This window comes from Haloarchaeobius marinus, from assembly GCF_051207415.1.
Classification (GTDB): Archaea; Halobacteriota; Halobacteria; order Halobacteriales; family Natrialbaceae; genus Haloarchaeobius.
In genome coordinates, this window is the sequence record NZ_JBPKGD010000001.1 from 343221 (window position 1) to 368800 (window position 25580).

Below are 25580 nucleotides of genomic sequence, written 5' to 3' on the forward strand. Positions count from 1 at the left end.
CCAAAACCGTCGTAATTATCCCGTACTGCCGGTTGTCCAATTTCGACCCCAACTAACGGGCGCTTACCCCGACGGGTCCGGCGACCGGGTTTTCGACGCCCGGATCGGGCGGCGGCCGGTCACCCACCGGTGACGCCCCCGGCCTAGGCCCTCGCCTCGTCCTCGAGGCTCTCGACGACCCGCGAGTTCAGGGTGCCGTTGATCGGAATCAGGAGGACCCAGGTGAGCATCGCCCAGACTGGGTCGACGCTCGCCACGGCGATCGAGCCGGTGAACACGATCGGTGAGGCCAGAAAGCGCGCGGCCTGGATCCCGACGGCGCGGGAGGCGATTCCGTCCTCGATGAGTTGCTTCCAGGACGCGTAGATCCAGAGGGCGGCGAGGGAGAAGCCGGTGAGTGCGAGGACGGCAGCGATGAAGGAGACGCCGAAGCGGTTCGGATACGTGCTGAAGACGCTCGTCCCGTAGGGGACGAACGCCACGAGGAGCAGAAAGAGGAGGTTAAGCCAGATTACCCCCCGGTCGTGGGCCTCGATGTGGACGAAGATGCGTCGGTGAAGCATCCAGTAGAGTCCGATGACCAGGAAGCTCAGTACGTATCCGAAGTACTCGTGCCACTGCTCGAAGACGAGCTCCGCGACGACCGACGGGGGCGTACCTGCCGGGACATCTGGGACGGTGATGTCCAGGACGAGCAGCGTGATGGCGATGGCGATGACCCCGTCGGAGAGCGCGAGCAACCGGTCGGTCTCCTCAGATTCGCGTCTGAAAGGGAGTGCCATGAGGTCCGCTACGGGTTCCACTGCCATGGAGATTGGCGACGAGACGGATACTGGGGCGACTGGAAGAAGGGGAACCGGTGTCGACGTTTCTCGGCAAGGGCTTCGACGAGGCCCGTTCGACCAGTCAGGGGCCCGCTTCCGGACCGGTGCCCTCGGCCCAGAGAAGAGCCCAGACGACAGACCGGCCCGTGTTCGCACCGGGGACGAATCCTTTGGTTCGTCCCACCAATAGTGATGTATGGTCGTATACGCCGAATTCGAGATTCCCGCACGTGGATTCCGAATCGGCCGGGCGTTCAGTACGCTCCCCGACGTTCGCGTCGAGGTCGATCGGATCGTCCCCATGGCAAATTCCGTGATGCCGTTCATCTGGGTGCAGGGTGCAGACCCGGACGAAGTGATTCCGGCCACGCAGGCGGAGGGAGCCGTCGAGCACATCGAGGTGCTCGACACGCAGGAAGGGGCGGGATCGCTCTACCGGGTGGTGTGGAACCGGAGGTTCAGGGACGTCGTCGTGGAGATCGCTGACGCCGACATCGCGGCCCTGTCTGTAGAAGGAACCGCCGAACGCTGGTGGTTCGAGTTCCGTGCGGCGAGTCGAGAGCCGCTCGCCGAACTCCACGAGCATCTCGAAGACATGGGGGTCCCCACGACCCTTGTCAGGATACACGACGTGGATTCGAGACCTCGAACCGAGCGACTGACGAGTTCGCAACTCGAGGCCGTGCAACTCGCGTACGACCGGGGGTACTTCAACGAACCTCGTGACGTCAAGCTCGAAACGCTAGCAGAGGCGGTCGGTATCTCCCGCCAGGCGTTCGCCGGTCGGCTCAGGCGCGGCCTCCGGACGCTCGTCTCGACGACGGTCCTCGAATCCGGGAGTGAGTGAGACGCTATCGCGCTGGGATTCACGCGACGCGAGTGTTTCCCGCCGAACGTAGCGACTCGCGTTCGACCGGACGATGTTACCTGGGTAAGAACAATTCCTACACACCTGGCAGTGATACGCTCCCCCGATGGAAGACAGTGAATCACGACTGATCGAGATCGTCGAGCGAGTCGCCGATCACGAGGAGATTCCCGCGTCTCAGCTCCAGCCGCCGCTGTACGAGGCGATCGATACCGATGCGCTCGAATCCCTCTTGCGTGGTTCAGATGGCCCACCGGTCGAGATACGGTTCGAGTACGCCGGATACCGTATCCGTGCCAAGTCCGACGGCACGTTCGAGGTCGCGGAACCGAGTGCCACGGCTACGTAGTCCAGCGCACGGTTTCGATTCTGATGGAGTACTCGTCGGTAGGGGACGAGTAGCTTCACCGCCCTGCAGGGCGGCGGACGTCACCCGGACGGTCGGCACTCGAGCAGGGTTCCGTCCTGCGGGTCCGTGGCCTCGTCTGTCGTGCGCCGGACGACCTGGTCGTCGACGTAGTACCACGCGGTCCACCAGTAGTCCCCGTGGAAGCTGTCCGCCTCCGCGGTGAGTTCGACCGGCGTGCCGTCGACGTCGACGTAGAGGGAGTCGCCGTGGCCCGTGTCCGAGAGCGGCTCGAAGTCGTCGGAGAGCGACGCGAGCAGGTCGACGTACCGGTCGACCGTCTCACCGGGCTGGTCGACGTGATGGTCGGCCGTCCCCGTTTCGGCAGCCTCGTCGAGCACCTCGGTCAGGACCTCGTCGTCGACCTCGCTCACCGGGACCACGTCGGCCCCGTCGGGTAGGGTTGCGGTGCGTGCGGAAAGCGAGAGGGTCGGCCTGTAGACACCGCCACTGCCGGAGTACGAGAGTTCCCAGCCGTCCCTGACGTCCGTCGGCGAGGTGGCGTCCCCGCTCAGCTCGTAGGAGTCGAGTCGCGACTCAGGTTCGTACTCGACGACGACGTCCCGGTAGTACGCGTGTTCGTACGACTCGACGAACGACTCGACGGTCGACGCGTCGAGTTCCGTGGGCCACTCGACGTCGAGCCCCTGGGTCGTCGGGCAGTTCTCCGGCGGTCGGGTAGTCTCGTCGCTCCCGCCCGGGTCTATCTGGGTCGTACAGCCGGCGAGCGAGAGCGTTCCACCAGCGACGGTGGTCAGGAGGGTCCGACGGTTCATGGCTGCCGATTGTCCAACCGACGGCAAGTGTTTTGTGCAGTATCGGACAGGTGCTCGGAACGAACGCACAGACTGGATACTCGACGAACGTGTCCGTGCTCGACAGGGCCATCGGTCTATACCGACGGCGCGCGAAGACCGGAACATGGAACTCACCGCCGAGGAGATCGACATCGGGACCCGGACGCCCACCGTCCTGTTCAACTCGCGGGACGCGGGTGAACTGGGGCTGCATCCCCTCGACAGGATTCGGATTCGACACGCCGACCAGGTCTCGACCGGAATCGTGGAGATCACGGACGAACTCGTCCAGCCGGGCTCGCTCGGCGTGACTCGGCCACTCGGGCACATCACCGGGGACGTCGAGGTCTCTATCGCGTCGAAACCGGACTCAGTCGGCCACCTCTCGAAGAAACTCAACGACGTCGAACTCGAGATGGACGAGATCGGTGCCATCGTCCGCGACATCAACCAGGACCGCCTGAACGACGTCGAGTTGAGCGCGTTCGTCTCCGGGGTGTACGCGAACGGCCTCTCTCGCGAGGAGATAATGTGTCTCACCGAGTGTATGGTGAACGTCGGCAAATCGATCGAGTGGGGACGGAGTCCCATCGTGGACAAACACTCGATCGGCGGTGTCGCCGGCAACCGGGTCACGCCGATCGTGATACCCATCGTCGCTGCGGCAGGGCTCACCATCCCGAAGACGTCGTCCCGTGCGGTGACCTCAGCAGCAGGGACGGCGGACACGATGGAGGTCTTCTGTGACGTCGACTTCACCATCGGCGAGATACGGGAGATCGTCGACCGGACGAACGGCTGTATGGTCTGGGGCGGCGCGATGAATCTGTCGCCCGTCGACGACAAGATCATCCGGGCGTTGACGCCGCTCTCGCTCGACCCACCGGGGCAGGTCATCGCGTCGGTGCTCTCGAAGAAGAAGAGCGCTGGCGCGACGCACGTCGTCATCGACATCCCCTACGGCGAGGGGTCGAAGGTCGAGAGCCTCTCCGACGCGCGCGAGATCGCCGAAGACTTCAGCCGCGTCGGGAGGAACCTCGGGATGGACGTCGAATGTGCCATCACGCGCGGCGAACAGCCCATCGGGAACGGTATCGGACCGGTGCTCGAAGCCCGTGACGTCCTCGCCGTGCTGGAGGGGGACGGTCCGCACGACCTGCGGTCGAAGAGCGAACGCCTCGCACAGATGCTCCTCGACGCGACTGGCACCGAGGAGAGCGCGTCGCACATCCTCGAAACGGGCCAGGCGCTCTCGAAGTTCAGAGAGATCATCGGTGCACAGAACGGGGACGCCGACGTCGCCGCCGGGGACCTCCACCCCGGACCACACGAGTCGACGCTCTCGGCCAGCCGCGACGGCACGGTCACACACGTCGACAATCGGCAGGTGAACGAACTCGCGAGACGGGCGGGAGCGCCGAAAGATCCCGGGGCAGGCGTGTTGCTCCACTGTCGAGCCGGTGACACGCTGCACACGGGCGACACGCTCCTCACGATGTACGCCGAGAAGGGAGAGAAACTGGACCAGGCGGAATCGTTTCTCGCAACGGCGGACCCCGTTCGAATTCTCCCGCCCGACGAGACGCTCGTCGAGCAGCTGTGAATACTGGGGGATTCGGATGGAAGCGTCTCCCCCCGACGAGGGTCGTCAGGTCGAGAGGTCGACCCCACCGAGTCGTCGGGCGTTGACGGCGACGATGACCGTACTCGCGGACATGAATACGGCGCCGACAGCCGGCGAGAGGAGGATGCCGATGGGAGCGAGTATCCCCGCGGCGAGCGGGAGCGCGACGACGTTGTAGCCGGTGGCCCACACGAGGTTCTCCTGCATCTTCCGGTAGCTCGCCTTCGAGAGTCGGACGAGTCGCACCACATCTATCGGGTTGTTGTCGACGAGGATGATGTCGCCCGACTCGATGGCGACGTCCGTCCCGGAGCCGATGGCGATGCCGACGTCGGCCCTGGCGAGGGCGGGGGCGTCGTTGACGCCGTCGCCGACCATCGCGACCAGTCTCCCCTCGGACTGGAGCGCTTCGACCTTCGTGTCCTTCTCCTCGGGGAGTACCTCCGCGAAGTACTGGTCGATGCCGAGTTCGTCGGCGACGGCCCTCGCGACGTCCTCGGAGTCGCCGGTCAGCATCGCCACCTCGATGCCCATCGCGTGCAGTGCCTCGATGGCCTGCCTGCTCTCCGGCCGGACGACGTCGGCGAGCGCGAACGCGGCGACGACCTCGGATTCGTCACGGACGAGGTAGACGACGGTCTGGGCGTTCGCGCCCGCGTCGTCTGCGAACCTGCGTATCTCGTCGGGTCGCTCGACGTCGAGTTTCTCGACCAGGTTCGGCCCGCCGAGGTGGACCGTGTCGCCGTCGACGGTGGCTCTGACGCCGAGGCCACGGAGGTTCTCGAAGTTCGAGACGCTGGCTCGCTGGACGCCCCGTTCCTCGGCGGCGGTCCGGATGGCGCGAGCGATCATGTGCTCGGAGTCCCCTTCGACGCCGGCGGCGATCTCGAGCGCTCGCTCTTCGTCCCAGTCGTCGGCTGTCTCGACGCCGACGACGCCCTGTTCGCCTCTGGTGAGCGTCCCGGTCTTGTCGAACATCACCGTGTCCAGGTTCCGGGCCTCCTCCATCGCGATGCGGTCGCGGATGAGCATCCCGTTCTGTGCGGCGGTGGACGTGTTGATGGCGACGACCAGCGGGACGGCGAGCCCCAGCGCGTGCGGGCAGGCGATGACGAGGACTGTGACCACACGCTCGACGACGCCGATGTCGAACCCGGTCGCGACGACCCACGCGACGGCCGTGATTCCCGCGACGGCGAGCGCGATGTAGAACAGCCAGCCCGCCGCGCGGTCGGCGAGCAACTGCGTGCGGGACTTCGACTGCTGGGCCTCCTCGACGAGTCGCATGATACCCGCCAGCGTCGTCTCGTCACCGGTCTTCGTGACCCGGACGCGCAGGCTGCCGTCCTGGTTGACCGTCCCGGCGACGACCTCCGAACCGGGTTCCTTGTCGACGGGCCGGGACTCGCCCGTGATCATCGACTCGTCGACCGAGGACTCGCCCTCGGCGACCTCGCCGTCCGCGGGAACGGACGCACCCGGGCGGACGAGCACGACGTCGCCCTCTGCGAGCTCGGAGACGCGGACCTCCTCCGTGTCCCCGGTCTCGGTGACGCGCTCGGCGGTGTCGGGCATGAGTTTCGCCAGTTCGTCGAGCGCCCCGGACGCCTGGCGGACCGAGCGCATCTCCATCCAGTGCCCGAGCAGCATGACGTCGATCAGCGTGACGAGTTCCCAGAAGAAGGGCGTCGTCCCCTCGACGAACAGGCTTGCGATGGAGTAGACGAACGCGACGGTGATGGCCAGCGAGATGAGCATCATCATCCCCGGCTCGCGATTTTCCAGTTCGGTGCGGGCCATCGAGAGGAACGGCAGACCACCGTACGCGAAGATAATCACCGAGAGGACCGGCGTGATCCAGACGCTTCCGGGGAACGTCGGCGCGGTGTAGCCGAAGACGTCCTGGACGAACTCGCTGAAGAAGATGACCGGTATCGAGAGGACGAGCGAGACCCAGAACCGCCGGCGGAACATCTGCTCGTGCCCCGAGTGGTCGACGTGTGCGCCGTGGTCTTCGTGTCCGTCGCCGTGGTCGACGTGCGCGCCGTGGTCTTCGTGTCCGTCGCCGTGGTCGGGACTCGGGGGGCCAGCGCCGTGGTCGTGGTGTTCGTGAACGTGCTCGTCCGTCCCCGTCGTGTCTGTCGCTGGTGGTCCCGCTTGCTCGTGTTCCTCGTGGGGTGGTGGCGGGTCGTGCTGGTCAGCCGCCTGAGTGACGGTCTCTCGTCGCTCGACACCTGCCTCTAGCTGGCAGATGCGACAGCACTGGGCCGTTCCAACGGACTGGCGTCGGGAGCGCGGTTCCGGCGACTGCCCGTCCGCATCCGCGTGGGCTGGATGTTCGTCCATAGGTCGTGTTTCGGTACCATCCATCATGATGGGTGCGGTGCGGTTGCGAACGGTCGGTAGACTGGAGCGAAACGAGTGGCTGGTCTGCGCTTGCGGGCGAACTGGTTGCGTCGACGTCGTCGAGAAGGGGGTAGTCGACGTGCGTCTCGATTCTGTCGAACGGGACGACCGGTTGTATCGCCCCACCGGGGCCTCCTTCCTCGAGCTCTTCGATGTCAGGGAACTCGGGCGTTACCCTGGTGGGCCAGTCCACGGGTCTCCAGGTGAAACGCGCCACCAGCTCCCGTGTTTAAGCATCTCCCGCGCGTCTCTCCGTGTGTCGGTAGCAACCCCCTTCGAACGACGAGCAGACCGGGCGACCCGTCGATGCGTCGACATCGCCGGCCGATTCGCTGGAACGCCGTTCGTCGAACACCCGGTCGAATCGAACCAGCACTGCTGCAACCGAACGTCCAGCATGGACACCGCAGAGACCGAACGGGCCCGCAGTCGACTGGTCGACCACCTCCGGGAACGCGGTCACCTCTACTCGACCAGGGTCACGAAGGCCATGGAGACCGTTCCCCGTCACGAGTTCGTCCCCGACGCAGTCAGGGACCGTGCCTACGAGGACGAACCGCTCGCCATCGGCCACGAACAGGTCGTCACCGCACCCCACCTCGTGGCACAGATGACGGAACTGCTCGAACTGCGGCCGGGACTGACCGTACTGGAGGTCGGGACCGGAAGCGGCTACCATGCGGCCGTGCTCGCCGAGATCGTCGGCCCCGAGAACGTCTTCACTATAGAGCGGTTCCCCGACCTCGCGAAAGCAGCCCGAGACGCGCTCGTCCGGACCGGGTACGGCGACGTGTCGGTCGTCGTCGCCGACGGGTCACAGGGGTTGCCCCGCCATCCGCCCTTCGACCGTATCAACGTGACCGCAGCGTCCCGGGACGTGCCACCTCCACTCCTGGACCAGCTGGCGGAAGACGGCCGCATGGTGATTCCCCTCGGTCGTCGCGACGGACCGCACGAGCTGTTCCTCGTGACGAAACTCGACGGCAGGGTCGAACGCTGGAGGTACGGCGGCGTTCGATTCGTCCCGCTGGTCGGCGAACACGGGTTCGCCGACGAGGAATAGGCGCTCCCACCGGTGACACCCCAGAGCGAACCAGTCAGGCGTGCGCAGTGTACCCGGCGTCTTCGACGGCCCGGACGAGTGCTTCGGCTTCTGCGTCGCCGTCGATGCTCGCCCGTTCGGCGTCCCGGTCCGCGGTCGCCTCGGTCACGCCGCTCACGTCCCGAAGTGCCTCCTCGACGGTCTGCTCGCAGTGACCACAGCTCATTCCCTCGACGGTGATCGTAGTCGTCATACGGTTGGTCATATGGTCGCCTCTCTTTTGCGGGTTTCTCCTTCGAACGGCCGGCTGATACGGGCACAGTCCTTTGGAATCGAAGCCGCCTCGTCCACGATACCGTCGTCTATTCGGGTTCCGCCGTCCTCGGCACGCAGCAGGTGTGGTACGCCCGGTTCTCTGGGAAGCGGCTGCCCGGGGGCACAGGAACCGCGGCGAGGGGGGAATCAAAACTGGTACGGGGGCGTCGACCAAAGAAGGAGGTATGACCTGGCTACACGCCGGACCGGGGTGGGGCAGATGAACCGACGGCAGGCAGACGCCGTCGCCGGTCTCGTCGTCGCCACCGTCCTCGTCGTTGGCGGTGCGCTCAGCTTGCAAGCGTACCAGCAGCAGCGGGCCCTGGACCAGATGGGGTCGATGATGGGGACGTCGATGGGCACTGTCCACGGGACGAATCCGCTCTGGTACGTCCTCGGGACGCTGCTCGTCGCTGGAGTCGTCGGTGGGCTCTATCTCGCCGTCCGTGACGACCTCACCGGAACGCCTGCGCGTGGTCGACCGACGACCGAGACGCCGGGTTCGACCGACAGGGACGTCGACGACGCACCGGAGGGCGACACACCGACCGTCGACGACGCACCGGAGGAACCGATCACCCCGGAAGCACAGCCCCGGGCCCGCGTACTCGACCTCCTCCCGGACGACGAACGCCGGGTTCTCGAACCGGTGCTCTCCTCCCCCGGCATCACGCAGATAGAGTTGCGCGACCGCTCTGACTTCTCGAAGAGCAAGGTGAGCCAGACGGTGAGCGCGCTCGAGAAACGCGGCCTGCTGTATCGCGAGCGCCAGGGGCGGACGTATCGGATATACCCGAGCGACGAACTACGCCAGAACCAGGGCCACTAGCCGCAGATGCAGGAATCTCTCGGAACCGGAGTCGAGAGCCCTGCAATCGGCTGACCACCGATTCTGGAACGGTGAGACGTCTCGGATTCGGCCGTCGTGAACGGTCTCGTACGAGAGAAACGATTAGAACGCTCTATACACGTTCTCGAACGTTCTCCTGCGTGAGTTCACACCCACGCGGATAACTCCCGACCCGTCCTACGACTACCTGAGGAGAAAAACGATGACCAACTTCGAACTCGGACGCTGGCTGCTCGTGGCGCTCGCGGTCCTCGGACTCGCGTTCGCCGCGCCCGTGGTCAGCGCACACGGCGACGAATCGACTGCTGACGACGCGCCCCCGTACGACGGCACCGTAGCCGACTGGGCCGACTGGATGGACGGGCACGTGACCGACCACGTGGGCCCGGGTGCCATCGAGTGGATGGAGTCGCACATGGGAGCGTCCATCGACGAGATGGGCCGCGACGTGGCTGACGGTCACGGGCACGGCTACGACGATGGCCACGACGGTCACGGCTACGACGGTCACGGTGGCGGCTACGACGGCCACGGTGGCGGCTACGACGGCCACGGTGGTGGACCGTACGGGCAGGGGTGCTGACTCCCCTCCCGTGACACCACGTCCGCGATCGCCCTGACGAACGACCCCACGAGACAACTCGAATCATGACTCTCATCACCGACACCCTCGGACGCACTGCTCGCCGAATAGCGACGCTCGCCATCCCCCTGCTCGTCGTCGCCACCGGGACCGCTGCTGCCCACGACGGGGGAAGCTTCGGTGGCGGCGTGATGGGTGGTGGCGGTGGCTTGGGGCTCTTCGGCGGGACGATGGGCCTCTGGGGCCTCCTCTGGATGGGGCTCCTGATCGGGGTCCCGGTCTACCTCGCCTACTCGCTCCTCGCACGTGGCGCCGACGGGAACGAGGGCGACGGACGACCGCTGTCGGTCCTCCGCGAGCGCTACGCCCGGGGGGACCTCTCGGACGAGGAGTTCGAACGACGACGGGACCGCCTCGAACGGGCGGGGTGAGCGAACCGGCACCGCGTTCCCGCCCGACCCGGTGACGGTCCCGGTCGAACGGCACCGTTAAGGACGTCCGCGAGACAAGAGAATTGTATGGAGTACACAATACCAGTTTCCGTGACCGCTGACTTCGACGACGTCGTCGACACGACGGTCGCGGCGCTCGAGGACGAGGGGTTCGGCATCCTCTGTGACATCGACGTCCAGGCGACGTTCGAGAAGAAAATCGATGCGGACTTCCAGCAGTACCGGATCCTCGGCGCGTGCAACCCGCCACTGGCCCACGAGGGGCTCACGGAGGAGGTCGAACTCGGTGCCCTCCTCCCGTGTAACGTCGTCGTGTACGAGACGGACGACGGAGAGGTCGTGGTGAGTGCGGTCGACCCGGAACGGCTCGTGGGCATCACAGACAACCCGGCGCTGGAATCCATCGGGTCGGAGGTCCACGACCGCTTCGAGCGCGCGCTCTCGACCGTCACCGACGAACTCGAATCCGCGTCGGACGACTGAGTCGCGAGGGTCTCGCCGCACCGACTCGAGAGTACGACGACCGTCCCTGCTTTCGAATCCAATCGTCGAGGCGGCCACAGCCTTTGGTAGTGAACAGAAATGTGGTTAAAAGACAAGGCCGTACCACGAACTGTGACCGAAGTCATCCTCTTCACGCAGGAGACGTGTGGAGCGTGCGCGACACAGCGAGAGAAGAACGACGGACTCGAAGCCGAGTTCCCGGAGGTCGAGTTCCGTGAGGTCGACATCCAGACCGACCTGGAGACGGCCGAGGAGTACGGCGTCCGGAAGACGCCGACGACGCTCGTCTACGCGAACGGCGACCGGACCGCCGAGTTCGTCGGGGTCGTCGACCGGGCCGACCTGGAGGTGGCCATCGAAGACGCGAACCAGCAGTCGTCGGGGTTCACCCAGCGCATAGTCGACTTCGTTCGCGGGTGACCGACTGCCAGAACGCACAGGCCGGGTTTAAGCCGACAGCCAGCGTAGGTTCGAAGGACGATGGTCCGGTGCTACATCTGCGACGCGAAGTGTGACCGCGACGACGAGGTGTTCGTCTGTGAGCACTGCGGGTGTTGCTGCCACCGCGACTGTATGGACGCGTACGGGACGGACGTCTGTCCGAAGTGCGTGGGCGAACCGATGATCGGCGCGATGGAGTTCTAGCGGTCCGGTCCCACGAACCGCCCGGCTCACGTCGGAGCGGCCAGTCGTTCGACAGGCAAACTTCTTTCCCGGCGCTCGCCAGTAGTACAGACATGGCTCCGACCACGACCGTCGAAGTCCCCGACGCCGACGAGACGTGTGCGTACTGCGGGTCGATGATCTTCGACCACGACCCCATCTGCGTACGCGACTGTACCGACGACTGCGGGTCGCCGACGTACTTCTGCAACTACGCGTGTCTCTCGACGTACGTCGACGAGAACGGCCTGACGACGGGCGACGCGTGCCAGTGGTCGCCCGACGACCCCGACTGCTGCTGACCGCACTCGATTCGTGGCCCGCGGAGCGCATCGAACCGACGGTTCTCCGAATCAGCGTCCATCACTCGCACAGCACCAACAGCCAACCAGCTTTATGGAGTCAGTCTCCGAACGTCCGAGTGGTTCACGATGTCCACCGACGGTACCTCCGACGACGGATTGGTCCGCATCGTCCTGCTGATACTCGCCGTGATCGTCCTGTTCCCGCTGTTGATGATGCTCGTCATGTTGCCGATGATGGGGATGATGGGCTGGTGGTGGGGTGGCGGGATGGCCAGTAGCTTCTCGCCACTCTTCGGCTTCGTGATGCTGCTCGTCTTTCTCGTCGTGCTTGTCGGCCTCGGATACCTCCTCTATCGCGGGCTCGCAGGCAGTGGCGGGTCGTCGACGAGCGCCGACCGGGCGCTCGAGGAACTCCGGATGGCGTACGCTCGCGGCGACCTCTCCGACGAGGAGTTCGAGGAACGTCGTGCGAGACTCAGCCGCGAGGAGTCCCAGTAGTCCACGACCATGTCCCAGACGGCCCACAGGCGTGCGTTCCTGGCGGCGCTCGGAGCCGGCACCGCGAGCCTCTCGGGATGCGTCTTCGGGAATCTCCCGGGAAGCGACGACGACGTCGACAGGACGGTCTACGTCGGTGCGTACCACTGGGGCTTCGTCGTGTTCGACGACTCCGGCGCGGAGCGAACTCGGGTCAGCCTGCGACGTGGCGACGTGCTCGAGGTCGTCGCGTTCAACACCAGCGCGAGTCGGGCCGTCCAGTCCCTTCCACCGGCGATTCGCCGGGCACTCCCCGACCACGAGGCGCTCGAAGAACGCAACGAGGAACGCATCCCACCCCCGCCGAACGACGACCTCCACGAACTGCTGGAGGACGCAAACGAGCGGTTCCCCGACCACAGTCTCGCGATCATGCCGTCCGGCCAGTTCCACATGGGTGGCGGCATGATGCTGCATCCCGTTGCACTCCCCCGGAGTGGCACCAGCCCCGTCGTTCGACGGCTCCGTGCGACACGTCGCGGCGACTACACGCTCAGTTGTCTCACCGACTGTGGCTACGGACACGCCTACATGGACCTCGACGGTGGAATCGTCGTTTCGTAACGGTGCTGGTCGCTCGGAGGGGACACCAGTTCAGCTTCCAGCGACCCGTCGAATCAGCTGACCCGTTCTCTCGCCTGTTCGACCCAGGACGCAACCCGGGATTCGCCGATGTCGAGTCTATCGGCGAGAACCGCCGGCTCCGCCCCGGCGAGTTGCCCCACCGTCGTGATACCCGCCTCACGGAGACGCTCCTCGAACGCTGGGCCGACGCCATCGAGCGTCTGTAACGACCGTTCTCGGCCGGCTCGCCCTGCATCCTCGTCGGTCTCGACGGCAGCCGAGTTCTCGGTCGGCGCCACGGACCGTTCGCGGAACCACGCTGCGACGCGGGGCCACAGCTCGGCGTGGGCTTTGTCCGAGACGGCCATCCCGACGTGACCGGTCGGGAACTCGTAGACGTCGGTGTCCTCGCTCGGGATGACGTCGGTGAACGGCTTGCTCGCTTCCGGCGGGACGAGGTGGTCGAACGAGCCAACGATCTGTAGTACCGGCATCGTGATGTTCTCGACGTCGACGCGCTCGCCGTCCAGCACGAGCTCGTTCCGGTAGAGTGCGTTCGCCTGGTAGACGTCCTCGACGAACTGCCGGTAGGCTTCCCCCGCGACGTCGACCCCGTCACGGACCCAGCGCTCCATCCGGCCGAAGTTCTGGACGGCCGCCCCGTCGTCGAGGTTGTCGAGCAGGATGGTGTACTTCCCGATGCTCGTCTCGACCGGGTTCAGTTGCGCGAAGCCCGCCGCGAGGAACTCCGCGGGGACGTTCCCGTAGGCGTCCGTGAGCGATTCCGGGTCGAAGAACGCCTCGCTCCCCCAGCGTTCGAGGATACCGCCCGTCCCGTCGAAACACAGTCCCGTCGCCATGAGCCCGAGTGCGTCGACCTTCTCCGGGTGCAGCGCCGCGTACATCGTACTCATCGTCCCACCCATGCAGTAGCCGAGCACGTCGACCGCGTCGGTGCCGGTTCGCTCTCGGACGACGTCGACGCAGTTGTCGACGTATCGATTCACGTAATCGCCGAGGGTCAGGGACGCGTCGAGCCGCGACGGTTCACCCCAGTCGACGAGGTAGACGTCGAAGCCGTCTTCGAGGAACCGTCGAACCACGCTCTTGTCGGGCTGGAGGTCGAGGATGTAGGGCCGGTTGATCAGCGCGTAGACGACGAGGAGCGGGACGCCGTGTGGGTCGTCCGTGACGGGCTCGTAGTGCAGGAGGTCGAGTTTGTTCTCGGAGTAGACGACGTCGCTCGGCGTCCCTCCGACCTCGACCGACACGAGGTCGTCGATTCGCTCCGGAAGGAGTCGCGTCTTCTCGAGTACGTCCGCTCCTCGTGTGAACGTTCGTCGCTGGAGGTCCAGGGGTGCTGTGAACGGGTTCATGTTCCTCGGGTCGCCTGTCCGAACGACTCACTCGGGGAGGGGGTCGATCAACACCGTCGCCGTCCCGTCGAGGACGATTTCGCCAGCGGCGTTCTCGATGCGCGTCGTGAGTCGATACCGCTCGTCTTCGAGTTCGTCGACGATCTTGCACCGTGCAGTCAGCGAATCGCCGACGTCGACCGGCCGCCGGAAGTCGAGGTCCTGCGAGAGGTATATCGTGAGTCCAGGGAAACACGCGAGTGCGGCGCTGATGAGTCCCGAGACGAGCGTCCCGTGGACGATGCGGTGACCGAACCGGGTCTTCTCGGCGAACGCGTCGTTGAGGTGCAGGGCGTTCGTGTCGCTCGTCGCCTCGGCGAACTTCCGGACGTCGTCTTCGGTTATCGTCTTCGTGAAGCTGACGCTGTCACCCTCTTCGAGCGCCGTGGGGTCCGAAATCGAGAGGTCGAACGTTCCCCTGGCCCGGCCGTACGGGAGCCGAGGCAGGCGGACTCCGCCCGCTTCGACGAGGTGCGGGTGTGGGGTGTCGACGTACTTCTGCGGTGCGCTCGCGAACAGGTCCTCGCAGTCCGTCGAACAGAAGTAGTACGACTCCCCCTCGTACTCGGCAGTCGCCTCGGCGGCGTCGGTCGGAATCTCCATCCCGCACACGGGGTCAACTGGCATCGGTGCAGTCGGACGCTCTCCTGGGTGACATCGTTCTTCGGTCGGGACTCTGTTCGATAGCCGTTCTGAGGAGTACGTCGTGGTTCACCATCAACGTGTGCATGGTACTCACTAGCAAAGGGGCGGCCGTCGGCCACGGTTCGCCGACCTGCGACGATACCCATCCCGTCACGCCCGAGAAGTTCGACGACCTCGCCCGACGCCTAGACGCTCGGGAAGAAGCGACCGTGGAACCCGAACGGCTCCGCGTGTGGGAGGGACGCCTGTGCCTCGACGTCGAGCGTCTCTGCGTCGAAGACCAGGAGCACCGTCTGCTCGCGGTCGCTGTCCAGCGCCGTCGCGAGGACGACGCCGTCGTCCTCGTCCTCGGCACCGGGACGCAGGACGGGGACCGGTTCCTCGACGTAGACCGAGCGCTTCCACCACTCCCTGGCGGTCCCCGTCTCGCAGTCCACCTTGACGAGTCCGTTCGCGCCGGCGCGGTCGGTCGACTGGCCGTACGCGTAGCGGTGTCGGCGGCCGACGACCGGGCGGGCGACGCGTGGCAGTTCCATCCCGCCGTCGTAGAGTCGCGTCCTGTCGACCGTGTTCGCGTCGAGGTCGATGCGGTACCGCAGCAGGTGGGCGTCGGGCACGGCCGGGAGGCCGCCGCCGTCGAGTTCGGACAGCGACATCGAGTCGACGATGTCGCCGTCCGGGAACTCGACCAGGTCGAGGACGACCGTCCCGCCGTCGACGTAGGCGTTGACGTGGTGGAACGTGAACGCCGGTTCGAGCGTCGGGTCGGCCACGACCGCCCCGGTATCGCGGTCGACCACGAGCACGCGCGTCCCGCGCTCTGGCTGCCAGTCGAGCATGTCGACCGCACCCCGGGAGAACGGGTTCACCGCCTGCAGTACCGAGAGGACGAGCGGCGACTCCACGACGACGACGTGGTCGGCGGTGACGCTGCAGTCGTGGACGTACGCCGGTCCGTTCGCGTCGATGGAGGCGATGACCTCGCGGGTACGACTCCCGTACGGGACACGGTAGAGGTGGTACTGTGGCGTCAGCCCGAACTGGGTGGTGAAGCCGACCAGTTCCTCACGGTGGGGGTCGTCGACGAGGTGGGCGGCCGTGATGTGTTCGGGCAGGTCGTCGTCGAACGCGAAGTGGCCCCGAGTCTCCAGCGTCTCGAGGTCGAAGGCGACGCGGCGCGGGGCCTCGGTGAGTGCGACGTACTCGTCGTCGATGTAGGCGACGTGGACGTTCGCGTTGTCAGTCGGTTCGGGGAGTCCCAGCGTGGTCAGGACGTCGAGGACGCGCCGCCACCCACGCGTGTCCGTGCCGAACTGGCCTGTCAGACGACCGTCCATCGCCTCCTCGTAGGCGTCGGTCCGGAGGAACCGGTTCGAGTAGCGGAGCCGACCGTCCTCGAAGGCGTAGCGGCGTAGCATCGCCAGCCCGTCGAACCAGTGGTTGACGCGACGACCGCCGGCCTCGAAGCGGCCGGGGCCGTTGCGAACCAGCGTCCCCGAGAGCCAGTCGGGGACGGTGCCCTCGACGGTCGGGCGGTGGTCGTGGACTTCGGTGGTCAGCGAGTCGAAGCCGACGCCGGATGCGGTCACACCCACGTGTTCGGCCCGAACCGGCTTCAACCTCCCCACCCCGCGGACGTGGCGTTTCCACCGGGCGCTCCGGAACTCGGTTCGTTTCCTCGTGCCCCTGCCACGCTTCCTGACCCGTTCGTGACGAGACCGGTACATCTATATCTCGGTTCGCCGACGTCCCGGGTGAACCGTTCTATGACTCGCCGGTTCGCGTGTCGTCCGGTGTACGACCCGCTCGCGCCGCCCGCCGCGCGAGGGGCCCGATAGCTGCAGCACTCGGATTCGCCTCGCTACGTCTCGTAGCCGCAGTGCACCCACCGAACACACACGCACATGCCGATATCTACCGAGCCACCGGTACACGTCCGGGGCTCGTCCGACCTCGTATCGCCCCCCGACGGACAGACGAATCGCTCGCAACCGAACCGACGGCTCGAAGCAGTGGCGACGGACACCGGGGGTGGTCGTCGATGACCACCGCTTCCCGGGGTGATGGCGAGTCCACGCTCTGGCGCAACCGGAACTTCCGGCGGTTCTTCGCCGGCCAGTTCGTGACGAACGCCGGGGACAGCCTCTACACCGTCGCCGTCCTGTGGCTCGTCTTCGAACTCAGCGGCTCGACCGTCCTCACGGGAATCGCCAACGCGGTGCTGTTGCTCCCGTGGTTGCTACAGATACTCGCCGGGCCGGTCGTCGACCGGCTCCCGCTCAGGCCCGTCCTCGTCGGGTCACAGGTCGTCCAGGGCGTCGTCGTCCTCGCCCTCCCGCTCGCCGCGGTGACCGGACGGCTGAGCGTCGGCGTCCTGTTCGCGATACTCCCGGTGCTGATGCTCGCGACGCTACTGATGTCCCCGATGCAGGCGACGCTCGTCCCCCGCATCGTCGACGACGAGCGACTGTCGAGTGCCAACTCCGCGCTCGCGTCCGTCACGCTCGGACTGGACATGGTGTTCGACGCGCTCGGAGGCGTGTTCGTCGCCGTGTTCGGGACCACGGCGCTGTTCCTGTTCGACTCGGTCACGTTCGCCCTCGCCGCCCTGCTGTTCGGCGGCATCGCGGTGCCGACGTCCACCGCCACGGACGGGGGAACCGGGACGACTGTCGAGTCGCTGCTCGACTCGTACGTCGCCGACCTGCGGACGGGTATCGACGTGCTTCGCGGAACCGTCTTCGTCGAACTGGTGCTCCTCACGGCGGTCGTCAACCTCGCGGTCGGCGTGACGCTCGCGATCCTGCCGGCGTTCGGCAGCGCGCTCGGTGGCCCTGCCATCTACGGCCTGCTGCTCGGGGCGCTCGGCATCGGTCGCCTCGTCGGGTCGCTCGTCGCCCCCTCTCTGGAGGGCGTCGCGTACGGTCGACTGACGCTGGTGTCCAACTCGGTGGCCGCGTGTTGCTGGCTCGCCGCTGCCTCCGTGTCTTCGCCAGCGCTCGCGGTCGTCCTCTTCGGACTCGCGTGGGTGCCCGCAGGCGTGAACGGCGTTCTCACGTCGACGCTGAACCAGACCGTCTTCCCCCGCGACCTCCTCGGGCGCGTCTCCACCATCAAGGGCACTGCCTCGGGGGCCACGCTGCCGTTCGGTTCGCTCGTCGGCGGCGTCGTCGCCGAACTGCTGGGGACGACGACCACGATGGCACTGGCCGCGTTCGGCTTCGGGTTCACGGGGCTGTACTTCCTCGTGCGCCCTCGACTCCGGAACCTTCCGGCAGTCGCGGACGCCGACCCGACCGACTTCGACGTGGCGGCGTCGCCCGGTCGGGACGGGGAGTGACGTTCGGCGACGGCGTCGCTCACCTGCGTCCGGAATCGTCCGACGCCGCCCGACCGCCGTACCGCCGGTCCGCCGACGCGAGCGTCCGTTCGAACCGATTCACGTACCGACTCTCGTGCAGGACCGGGGTCTCGACGCGACGAACGACGTCGTGGAGGTCCCGGCCCGCCCCGAGGAGCGCTCGGACGCAGGCGTCCTGGCTCACGGGCAGGCCTGCCTCGGGAACGTCGGGGTTGAAGCCCTCGGCGTACCCGAACCAGAGGCTGACGGCACCGTCGGTCGGCGTCACCCTGAGTCCGCCCGGCAGTGACAGACACCCGAACCACCGCTCCGTGCCGTCGAGCACCTCGTCGAGGCCGTCGAGGACCTTCGTGAGGTAGAGGAGGACGGGCTCGGACTGTTCGCCGACCGGACCACCGACCAGATACGTCCCGTCGACCCTGATAGCGAACGTCGTCTCGGCGAGGGCGTTCCCGGCCGCGAGTTCGCGGCGGTACTCCTCGTCGAGTTCGAGCGTGACGCGTACGTCGTCGGTCGGGTCCATCTCGCGGGACTGGTTCGAACCGGGGGTACGTCTACGTCACGGCCGATGGCGGCGAGGCTTCCGTCCCCGGAGCTGGGACTGTCCCCACAGAGGGTTGTGCCTGGAAGCTGTATGGTAGCACATGACGCGAACCGAGGAGCTGGCCGACTTCAAGCAGACGCTCGGAGAACTGGTGGAAGAGGCGCCCGAGCTCGAACAGTTCGTCGGCTACGTCGAGTCCGCCGAAGCGACGTCTGCCATCGACCACCGGACGAAGGAACTGATGTCGCTCGCCATCGGCGTCGTCACCCGGTGTGACCACTGCATCCTCTGGCACACCGACGCCGCACTGGAGGCCGGTGCCAGCCACGAGGAGGTCGTCGACGCGCTCAAGATCGCCGTCGTCATGGGTGGCGGGCCGGCGATGACGTACGCCATCGTCGCGTACGAGACGCTCCTGGCGCTCGAGGTCGAGCGCGAGGAGTGACGGCGGCATCGGGGGGCCTCACAGCAGCGAGACCAGGACGACGCTGACGCCGGCGATTCCAGCGACGACCCCGACCGCCCGTGCCAGCTGCTCGCCCCACGAGACGGTCCGTTCGAGCGAGAGCGCCACCGTGATGAGGGCCATCCAGACGATGTTCATCGAGCCAACGACGACCATGAACGCGAACAGCGCCCAGCAGCACCCGACGCAGAAGACGCTGAACTGCCAGCTCATCTCGACGGCACCCCGGACGCCCGGCCGGTGGTGACCCATGAGGAACCCGAGGGGGGACCTGCAGTGCCGCAGACACCGGTACTTGTACGAGGAGAGCTGATAGCTCGCGAGGAGAAGCAGCGTCCCGCCCATCAGGAGTCCGGTGTACTCGGTCGCGAGGGTGGCGATGGGCAACACGGCGTTGACTACGAGGGGGACCACCCCCGTCAGCGTCCAGACGAGCGCGTACGTCCCCATGAACGCCCCGACCCGCGCAGCCTTCCCGGTCGTCGTCGTTCCGTCGAGCGTCCGGTAGTACAGCCGAAAGAGGGGCACCGACGTCGGGTACATCATCGCGATCATCATCGCGGCCCACATGCCCATGTAGAGGGCGATGCCGGTCAGCCCGTTCGAGAGGGCCATCGCCTCCGGCACCCCCGGGTCGGACATCTGCATCTGCATGCCCATCGCTCCACCGGGCATCGGGAGCCAGCGACCGACGATCGCCGCCCAGGCGGACAGCGCGACCACGTAGGTGACGAGTGCGACGAACGGGATGCGCCGGGCGGTGAACCGGTCTCTGAACTGTGTACGCATGACTGGTCGAGTTGGTTGGTTACCGTCCCGTCACAGTCAGGCGTTCGCCAGCTCGAAGTCACCGAGGAACGCGTTGTTCTCCGAGACGTCCCACGAGAACTCGTCGTTGTAGGAGACGGTGGCGGTGGTGGACTTCCCGGTGGACATCTTCCTGTCCTTCGTGAACGGATGTGGTGCGACCGTTCCGAGTGTGTCGTCGAAGCCGGGCTTCCCGACGACGTCCATGGCGACGATGTCTCCGGCAGCGACCGAGAGGTCCGACCCGTCCCGGGTGAACGAGAACGGGGCGGTCACCACCTCGGCGCTCTCGACGTGGGTGTCTGCAGCGGCCGCGAAGATGCCGCCGGCTCGACCCAGCCCGATCTCTTCGAGTGCGGCCCGCTGGTCGTCGGTGGCCGTCTCGTCGACGATGAGCACGACGTGCCACGCCACGTCCGGGTCGAAGATGACGCCCTCCTCGGTACGGACGAGCAACCCCATGTTGAGTCCGCCCAGGTCCACGTCGCCGTAGTGACCGTCGTCGATGTGCCACGCGAACGAGACCGTACAGACGTCGTCGTCGGGTGGTTCGAGCCAGAGGCACTGGCAGGTCACGTCGCAGTTGCACGCCTCTACGTAGTCGCCTTTGATGGTCCATTCGTTTGTCATCGGACTCTAGTGGTAGATGACAACACACTACACGATAAAGATATCTAACGTGACGAGCACGCCGAAAGGCCTCGCTAACTGGTTCTGATTCGGTTTCAGGACGCGCCCCGGTCGTCACAATCGTTTCAGGGGAAGGCAAGCCCTATTCGTCTCTTCCTCGAACGGGCCAGGAGATGCAACCAGGACGATTCCCGGTCGTCGTCGCACTGGTGCTCGTCGTGGCGACGCTCCCGGTCGGCGTCGTCGGTGGCGTCCAGTCGCCCCAGGCGGGCGCGTCGGTCGCCCCCGACTCCGACGCGACGGCTGGCGTGACCCGCGTCGTCGACGTCGACCTGACCCCCGACCGCACCGACTCGGTCCGGGTCACCGTCTCGTTCGAACTCGGGTCGGACGTCCAGACGCTCGGCGTCGCGACGCCCGCCGGTGCGACCGTGCTCGACCAGACCGGCTTCGTCGAGGCACCGAAACTGACGTGGGACTACCGCTGGGACGAGGAGACGACGACGCCGAGCATGACGGTCAGGGTGCCCGCGGACCGGAGGAACCCCCAGTTCGGGGGCATCGACTTCTACGACGCCGGCGACTGGGCGCTCGTCCCGTACGGCGTCGAGGCCAGTTACTACAGCGACGCGACCGATAGCTGGCACGGCACGTGGGAGCGAGAGAGCCTGTTCGAGACCGAGACGCGTGCCACGTCCGACGCCGTGTTCGGCACGCAGTTCGCCTTCCTCGGCGACCACGAGCGCTACGAGCACAGCGCCCACGGCCGGACCCTCACGCTCGTCGTGCCCGACGCCGCGACGGTCGAGGACGGCCCCGAGACGGTCTTCGGGACGCTCTCGCACGCGGCCGACGAACTGTACGTGGCTGGCGGCGACCGCGACGTGCGAATCTTCGTGGCCCCCGACCCCATCCGGCGCGGGGGCCTCCAGGGCGGGCCGACCGACCTCTGGGTCCACGAGGACATGCGGGCCGAACACGTGAGCAACGTCTGGGTCCACGAGTACCTCCACACGCGCCAGCGCTTCAGCCCGAACGCCGAGATGGAGTGGTTCACCGAGGCCAGCGCGCAGTACTACGCCGCGTTGCTCACCTACCGCGAGGGCGCCGTCGACTTCGAAGCGTTCCACCGGGCGATGGCGACCGACCGGGACGCGGGGTCGGTCCTGACGAACGACCTGCAATGGACGGCCGACACCGCACCGTACACCAAGGGCGGTCGCGTCCTCGCCGCGCTCGACGCCGAGATACGCGAGCGCTCCGGCGGCAACTACACCCTCGCGGACGTGTTCTACCGGGTGAACGTCGAGCGCGACGAGGTCACCTACTACGAGTTCCGCGACTACGTGCAGGCCGTCGGCGGCGAGGACCTGGGCGACTGGCTGGACGAGTACGCCAGGACCGAGGCCGTCCCACCCGTGCCCGACGACCCGTCGCTGTACCGGACGCCCGAGGACGTAACCCGCGACAGCGACGACGACGGCCTGACGGACGACGAGGAGAAACGCGCCGGGTCCGGCCTGTTCACCGCGGATACGGACGACGACGGCCTCGACGACGCCCGCGAGGTCCGGGAACTCGGCACCGACCCGAACGACCCGGACACCGACGGTGACGGCCTCCCGGACGCCACCGAGGTCGACGTCGGCGCAGACCCGACCGTGGTCGACACGGACGGCGACGGGCTCGACGACGGCTCGGAGGTCGCCGAGTACGACACCGACCCGACGGACCCCGACACGGACGGCGACGGCGTCGACGACGGGGCGGAGGTCGAGGGAACGACGACCGCACCGACGACGACCGACGAACCAAAGTCAGGGACCGGGACGACCGGCTCGACGGCGACGACGGTCGACGGCCGGTCGTCGCCCGGCTTCGGCCCCCTCGGCGTGGGCGGCGCGCTACTCGGCGTGCTCGTGCTCGGGTGGGTCGCCGCCCGGCGCACCTGACCGAGACGGGACGGCCGTGGCCCCTCGAACACGGTCGTACCGTCGACTCGACCCGAGGAGAGCCGCGACGCCCGACCGCGTGTAGTCAGGTTCTTGGCCGTCGAGACGCAATCTCGCTCCATGACCGACCCCGAGACGCTCTCCGTGACCATCGTCGACGGCTACGTCGACGAACCGGCGCACTTCGGGGTGCCGCCGTACATCTCGACGTACCCCCGGTACACGGCCGGGGCGCTCGTCGACGCCGGGGTCCCCCGCGAACGCATCACCTACCACACCATCGACGAACTCCGTGACGACCGGATGCTGTGGAGCGACGTCGCCGAGGCCAATCTCGTCTGCTACCTCGGCGGGATGACCGTCCCCGGGAGCTACGTCGGTGGCGACCCCGCCGAACCCGACGAAGTTCGCGAGATAGCCTGGACGGCGAACGGGACGACGCTGATGGGCGGCCCCGTCAAGTTCGGCGTGGGCGACGAGAACGCCGGCGCGACCGAGACCGAGCGCGACGACCTGGACTACGACTTCGTGGCGAAGGGCGACGTCGAGGCGGCGGCCTACGACCTCGTCGAGAGCGGCCTCGAGGGGTTCGACAACCGGATGCGCGACAACGAGGAGATAGACCGCTGGGCGGCGGCGGGCGCGTTCGTCGTAGAACAGCACCCGAACCACCCCGAGTACCTCATCTGCGAGATGGAGACCTCGAGAGGCTGTCCGTACCGGTGCTCGTTCTGTACCGAACCACTGTACGGCAACCCGTCGTTCCGTGCGCCGGAGTCCGTCGTGAGCGAGGTCGAACGGCTCTACGAGCGCGGTGCTCGTCACTTCCGACTGGGCCGGCAGGCGGACATCCTCGCCTACGGCGGCGACGGCGAGAAGCCGAACCCGGACGCGCTTCGCGCCCTCTACGGTGGTATCCGGGAGGTCGCCCCGGACATCGGCACGCTCCACCTCGACAACATGAACCCCATCACCGTCGTCGAGTGGCCGGAACTGGCCCGCGAGGGCATCCGCGTCATCGCCGAACACAACACGCCCGGTGACACCGCCGCGTTCGGCCTGGAGTCGGCCGACCCCGTCGTACAGGAGGCGAACAACCTCAACGTCACCGCCGAGGAGTGCTTCGAGGCGGTCCGCATCGTCAACGAGGAGGGTGGCTGGCGCCCGGGCGACGAACCGGGGTCCGGCCCCTCGACCGGCCCGGACGCGCCGCGACGGCTACCGAAGTTGCTCCCCGGTATCAACCTCCTCCACGGCCTGAAGGACGAACGCGAGGAGACCTACGAGCACAACAGGGCGTTCCTCCAGCGCGTCTACGACGAGGGCCTGATGCTCCGTCGGGTGAACATCCGCCAGGTGATGACGTTCGCCGGAACGGACATGAACAGCGAGGGCGCACACATCGCCCACGAGCACAAGTCGCTGTTCAAGCGCTACAAGCGGGAGGTGCGCGAGGAGATCGACAACCCGATGTTGCGACGCCTCGCCCCGCCCGGGACCGTCCTCCCGAACGTCCACCTGGAGTACCACGAGAACGGGACAACGTTCGGCCGGCAACTGGGCACCTACCCGCTGCTCGTCGGCCTCCCCGGCGAGCGCGAACTCGGCCGGACCCTCGACGTGGCCATCGTCGGGCACGGCTACCGGTCGGTGACGGGCGTCCCGTATCCACTCGACGTCAACGAGGCGTCGATGGACGAACTCACCGCCATCCCGGGCATCGGCACGGGCACAGCGGGCGACATCGTCGTCGGCCGTCCCTACGCCTCCCACGCCGACGTCCCCGCCGACGTCGACCTCGGGAAGTACGTGACGGCGACGTCGGAGTCCGGCGCAGACTGAGCCCCGGGGGCCGTGCCCTTTCATCCGGGTCGACGGCGGTAATTCTAAGACGACGCCAGCCCAGTAGTCGGGTGGAGGCTCACTGTGGAAATATCTGATAAACTGCTGTGTCTGTTCAGTGCGGAAGTCGAAGTGCAAGACGGTTCCTACGTCGTCGAAGTACCGCGACAGGAGGTCGAGACAGGGTCGGTGGAACCGGGGGACACGTACAGGGTGGCACTCATCGAACGGGAGCGCGAGGGGGCGGAGGAGCGCCCCCAGGAGACCGAGACGACGCCGTCGGAACCGCAACCGCCGGTCGAGGTCGGCGAGACGCGCTACGTCGAGATCGAAGACATCGGCAAGCAGGGCGACGGCATCGCCCGCGTCGAGCGTGGCTACGTCATCATCGTCCCGGGAGCAGAGGTCGGCGAACGCGTCAAGATCGAGGTCACGGAGGTCAAGTCGAACTTCGCGGTCGGGGAGATAATCGAGGACACGTTCTGAGCCGGCTACCCGTCGTACGGCGACCCGTCGGGCCGTTTCTGGCCCTCGGAGTCGTGGACGACGACCTCGCCCGCGTCGGGCGAGACCGGTTCGTAGGCGTCCCGGACCGCGATGGCCTCCTCTAGCTCTCGAACCGCCCGCGTCTTGAGCGCCGCGGCCAGGTCCTCGGCGTCCGCCCGGGAGATGTCGCGCCCGAGGCCCTCGCACTCGTGTGCACGCACCATGCCCTCCTCGTCGACGGCCTCGCCCATCGGCTGGGTCGTGCCGCCGAGGGCGACGCTGAAGGGGTAGGTCCGACAGACCAGCGGCCGGTCCTCGTGGGCGGTACAGGCGCCGACGCCGTCGGCGTCCTCGGTGTAGAAGGTGCAGTCCCCACAGCCGTCGGTCTGGAGCGCCCACTCGAACGTCTCGCCCGTCGTCTCGCCGTCGTCGGTCTCGGTGAGGCCGTAGGGCATCGGCCGGGCCACGTCGCGGAAGTCGTAGTCGGTCGCGTCCTGCAGGTCGCGGACCTCGCCAGGGAACACGGTCGCGGTGTGCGGGTCGTCGGCTTCGGCGGTACAACAGGCGCCACAGCGCGTGCACTCGAAGCCGATGGTCTCGATGGCGTCGGCCAGGTCGGCCTCGTCGAGTGCGCGGGCGCGGTCGAGTTCGGTCTCGAGCGACTCCATCCGGTCGTCGATACGTCGGGGGCG

The 25580-nt window shown here is 66.9% G+C and carries 29 protein-coding genes and 1 pseudogene; 18 read left to right on the forward strand and 12 right to left on the reverse strand.

Annotated elements, in window-relative coordinates:
- Positions 1-143: 143 nt before the first annotated feature.
- The gene (locus ACSC1W_RS01825) at positions 144-782 is read right to left on the reverse strand and encodes a TMEM175 family protein (RefSeq protein WP_435344894.1); all 639 of its coding nucleotides are present in this window, start codon (positions 780-782) and stop codon (positions 144-146) included.
- A gap of 238 nt (positions 783-1020) precedes the next feature.
- Between ACSC1W_RS01825 and ACSC1W_RS01830 the strand changes: the two genes are divergently transcribed.
- Together ACSC1W_RS01830 and ACSC1W_RS01835 are read left to right on the forward strand one after the other, a co-directional pair.
- A complete protein-coding gene (locus ACSC1W_RS01830; protein ID WP_435344896.1) occupies positions 1021-1671 on the forward strand; it encodes a helix-turn-helix domain-containing protein in 651 nt (216 codons plus the stop codon).
- Positions 1672-1798: 127 nt separating this feature from the next.
- Positions 1799-2041, forward strand: coding sequence for a HalOD1 output domain-containing protein (locus tag ACSC1W_RS01835; protein WP_435344898.1), 243 nt, complete (start codon positions 1799-1801; stop codon positions 2039-2041).
- 80 nt (positions 2042-2121) lie between these two features.
- Here ACSC1W_RS01835 and ACSC1W_RS01840 read toward each other — a convergent pair whose 3' ends face one another.
- Positions 2122-2874, reverse strand: coding sequence for a hypothetical protein (locus tag ACSC1W_RS01840; RefSeq protein WP_435344900.1), 753 nt, complete (start codon positions 2872-2874; stop codon positions 2122-2124).
- Between the two features lie 145 nt (positions 2875-3019).
- On the opposite strand from ACSC1W_RS01840, the gene ACSC1W_RS01845 reads away from it, so the two are divergent.
- Complete coding sequence (locus ACSC1W_RS01845) at positions 3020-4498, forward strand: AMP phosphorylase (protein ID WP_435344902.1); 1479 nt, start codon at positions 3020-3022, stop codon at positions 4496-4498.
- A 45-nt stretch (positions 4499-4543) separates the two neighbouring features.
- Here ACSC1W_RS01845 and ACSC1W_RS01850 read toward each other — a convergent pair whose 3' ends face one another.
- Together ACSC1W_RS01850 and ACSC1W_RS01855 are read right to left on the reverse strand one after the other, a co-directional pair.
- On the reverse strand, positions 4544-6493 hold the full coding sequence (locus ACSC1W_RS01850) for a heavy metal translocating P-type ATPase (protein WP_435345991.1): 1950 nt from the start codon (positions 6491-6493) through the stop codon (positions 4544-4546).
- Positions 6494-6950: 457 nt separating this feature from the next.
- Positions 6951-7079 (reverse strand): annotated as a pseudogene (locus ACSC1W_RS01855) (HVO_A0114 family putative DNA-binding protein); the annotation flags it as partial.
- A 243-nt stretch (positions 7080-7322) separates the two neighbouring features.
- Between ACSC1W_RS01855 and ACSC1W_RS01860 the strand changes: the two are divergent.
- Positions 7323-7988, forward strand: a complete 666-nt coding sequence (locus ACSC1W_RS01860; RefSeq protein WP_435345992.1) for a protein-L-isoaspartate(D-aspartate) O-methyltransferase — start codon at positions 7323-7325, stop codon at positions 7986-7988.
- Positions 7989-8022: 34 nt separating this feature from the next.
- Here ACSC1W_RS01860 and ACSC1W_RS01865 read toward each other — a convergent pair whose 3' ends face one another.
- Positions 8023-8220 (reverse strand): heavy-metal-associated domain-containing protein, encoded by a 198-nt coding sequence (locus ACSC1W_RS01865; RefSeq protein ID WP_435344904.1) that lies wholly within the window; start codon positions 8218-8220, stop codon positions 8023-8025.
- A 282-nt stretch (positions 8221-8502) separates the two neighbouring features.
- On the opposite strand from ACSC1W_RS01865, the gene ACSC1W_RS01870 reads away from it, so the two are divergent.
- The 9 genes from ACSC1W_RS01870 (at position 8503) to ACSC1W_RS01910 (ending at position 12740) form a co-directional block, all read left to right on the forward strand.
- Positions 8503-9111, forward strand: coding sequence for a DUF7343 domain-containing protein (locus ACSC1W_RS01870; RefSeq protein WP_435344906.1), 609 nt, complete (start codon positions 8503-8505; stop codon positions 9109-9111).
- A 223-nt stretch (positions 9112-9334) separates the two neighbouring features.
- Positions 9335-9715 carry a hypothetical protein gene (locus ACSC1W_RS01875; RefSeq protein WP_435344908.1) on the forward strand — a complete coding sequence of 127 codons (381 nt, stop codon included), beginning with the start codon at positions 9335-9337 and terminating at the stop codon, positions 9713-9715.
- A 65-nt stretch (positions 9716-9780) separates the two neighbouring features.
- Positions 9781-10146, forward strand: coding sequence for an SHOCT domain-containing protein (locus tag ACSC1W_RS01880; RefSeq protein WP_435344909.1), 366 nt, complete (start codon positions 9781-9783; stop codon positions 10144-10146).
- An 87-nt stretch (positions 10147-10233) separates the two neighbouring features.
- Positions 10234-10650: a DUF302 domain-containing protein gene (locus ACSC1W_RS01885; protein WP_435344911.1), complete on the forward strand. Its 417-nt coding sequence runs from the start codon at positions 10234-10236 to the stop codon at positions 10648-10650.
- A gap of 132 nt (positions 10651-10782) precedes the next feature.
- Positions 10783-11091 (forward strand): thioredoxin family protein, encoded by a 309-nt coding sequence (locus tag ACSC1W_RS01890; protein ID WP_435344913.1) that lies wholly within the window; start codon positions 10783-10785, stop codon positions 11089-11091.
- Positions 11092-11151: 60 nt separating this feature from the next.
- Positions 11152-11316, forward strand: coding sequence for a hypothetical protein (locus ACSC1W_RS01895; RefSeq protein WP_435344914.1), 165 nt, complete (start codon positions 11152-11154; stop codon positions 11314-11316).
- 92 nt (positions 11317-11408) lie between these two features.
- Positions 11409-11636 (forward strand): hypothetical protein, encoded by a 228-nt coding sequence (locus tag ACSC1W_RS01900; protein WP_435344916.1) that lies wholly within the window; start codon positions 11409-11411, stop codon positions 11634-11636.
- Positions 11637-11765: 129 nt separating this feature from the next.
- Complete coding sequence (locus tag ACSC1W_RS01905; RefSeq protein ID WP_435344917.1) at positions 11766-12137, forward strand: SHOCT domain-containing protein; 372 nt, start codon at positions 11766-11768, stop codon at positions 12135-12137.
- Positions 12138-12146: 9 nt separating this feature from the next.
- A complete protein-coding gene (locus tag ACSC1W_RS01910) occupies positions 12147-12740 on the forward strand; it encodes a hypothetical protein (RefSeq protein ID WP_435344919.1) in 594 nt (197 codons plus the stop codon).
- 53 nt (positions 12741-12793) lie between these two features.
- Here the strand turns inward: ACSC1W_RS01910 and phaC are convergent, their stop codons facing one another.
- From phaC to ACSC1W_RS01925, 3 genes are all read right to left on the reverse strand, one after another.
- Positions 12794-14116: a class III poly(R)-hydroxyalkanoic acid synthase subunit PhaC gene (gene phaC / locus ACSC1W_RS01915; RefSeq protein ID WP_435344921.1), complete on the reverse strand. Its 1323-nt coding sequence runs from the start codon at positions 14114-14116 to the stop codon at positions 12794-12796.
- Between the two features lie 27 nt (positions 14117-14143).
- On the reverse strand, positions 14144-14782 hold the full coding sequence (locus ACSC1W_RS01920) for a MaoC/PaaZ C-terminal domain-containing protein (protein ID WP_435344922.1): 639 nt from the start codon (positions 14780-14782) through the stop codon (positions 14144-14146).
- A 203-nt stretch (positions 14783-14985) separates the two neighbouring features.
- Positions 14986-16389, reverse strand: coding sequence for a carotenoid oxygenase family protein (locus ACSC1W_RS01925; RefSeq protein ID WP_435344924.1), 1404 nt, complete (start codon positions 16387-16389; stop codon positions 14986-14988).
- A 452-nt stretch (positions 16390-16841) separates the two neighbouring features.
- Between ACSC1W_RS01925 and ACSC1W_RS01930 the strand changes: the two genes are divergently transcribed.
- Positions 16842-18140, forward strand: coding sequence for an MFS transporter (locus ACSC1W_RS01930; RefSeq protein WP_435344925.1), 1299 nt, complete (start codon positions 16842-16844; stop codon positions 18138-18140).
- Between the two features lie 19 nt (positions 18141-18159).
- Here the strand turns inward: ACSC1W_RS01930 and ACSC1W_RS01935 are convergent, their stop codons facing one another.
- Positions 18160-18684 (reverse strand): hypothetical protein, encoded by a 525-nt coding sequence (locus ACSC1W_RS01935; RefSeq protein ID WP_435344927.1) that lies wholly within the window; start codon positions 18682-18684, stop codon positions 18160-18162.
- A gap of 121 nt (positions 18685-18805) precedes the next feature.
- Here ACSC1W_RS01935 and ACSC1W_RS01940 point away from each other — a divergent pair, with 121 nt between their 5' ends.
- Positions 18806-19150 (forward strand): carboxymuconolactone decarboxylase family protein, encoded by a 345-nt coding sequence (locus tag ACSC1W_RS01940; RefSeq protein WP_435344929.1) that lies wholly within the window; start codon positions 18806-18808, stop codon positions 19148-19150.
- Between the two features lie 18 nt (positions 19151-19168).
- Here the strand turns inward: ACSC1W_RS01940 and ACSC1W_RS01945 are convergent, their stop codons facing one another.
- A complete protein-coding gene (locus ACSC1W_RS01945; RefSeq protein ID WP_435344930.1) occupies positions 19169-19960 on the reverse strand; it encodes a DUF2182 domain-containing protein in 792 nt (263 codons plus the stop codon).
- Between the two features lie 36 nt (positions 19961-19996).
- A complete protein-coding gene (locus tag ACSC1W_RS01950) occupies positions 19997-20608 on the reverse strand; it encodes a DUF1326 domain-containing protein (RefSeq protein ID WP_435344932.1) in 612 nt (203 codons plus the stop codon).
- 173 nt (positions 20609-20781) lie between these two features.
- On the opposite strand from ACSC1W_RS01950, the gene ACSC1W_RS01955 reads away from it, so the two are divergent.
- The 3 genes from ACSC1W_RS01955 (at position 20782) to ACSC1W_RS01965 (ending at position 24888) form a co-directional block, all read left to right on the forward strand.
- Positions 20782-22560, forward strand: a complete 1779-nt coding sequence (locus ACSC1W_RS01955) for a hypothetical protein (RefSeq protein WP_435344933.1) — start codon at positions 20782-20784, stop codon at positions 22558-22560.
- Between the two features lie 120 nt (positions 22561-22680).
- On the forward strand, positions 22681-24402 hold the full coding sequence (locus tag ACSC1W_RS01960) for a radical SAM protein (RefSeq protein ID WP_435344935.1): 1722 nt from the start codon (positions 22681-22683) through the stop codon (positions 24400-24402).
- Positions 24403-24486: 84 nt separating this feature from the next.
- Entirely contained in the window at positions 24487-24888 is a 402-nt protein-coding gene (locus ACSC1W_RS01965; RefSeq protein ID WP_435344937.1) for a TRAM domain-containing protein, read from the forward strand.
- A 5-nt stretch (positions 24889-24893) separates the two neighbouring features.
- On the opposite strand, the gene ACSC1W_RS01970 is transcribed toward ACSC1W_RS01965, so the two are convergent.
- Positions 24894-25556: a YkgJ family cysteine cluster protein gene (locus ACSC1W_RS01970; protein ID WP_435344939.1), complete on the reverse strand. Its 663-nt coding sequence runs from the start codon at positions 25554-25556 to the stop codon at positions 24894-24896.
- Positions 25557-25580: the final 24 nt, after the last annotated feature.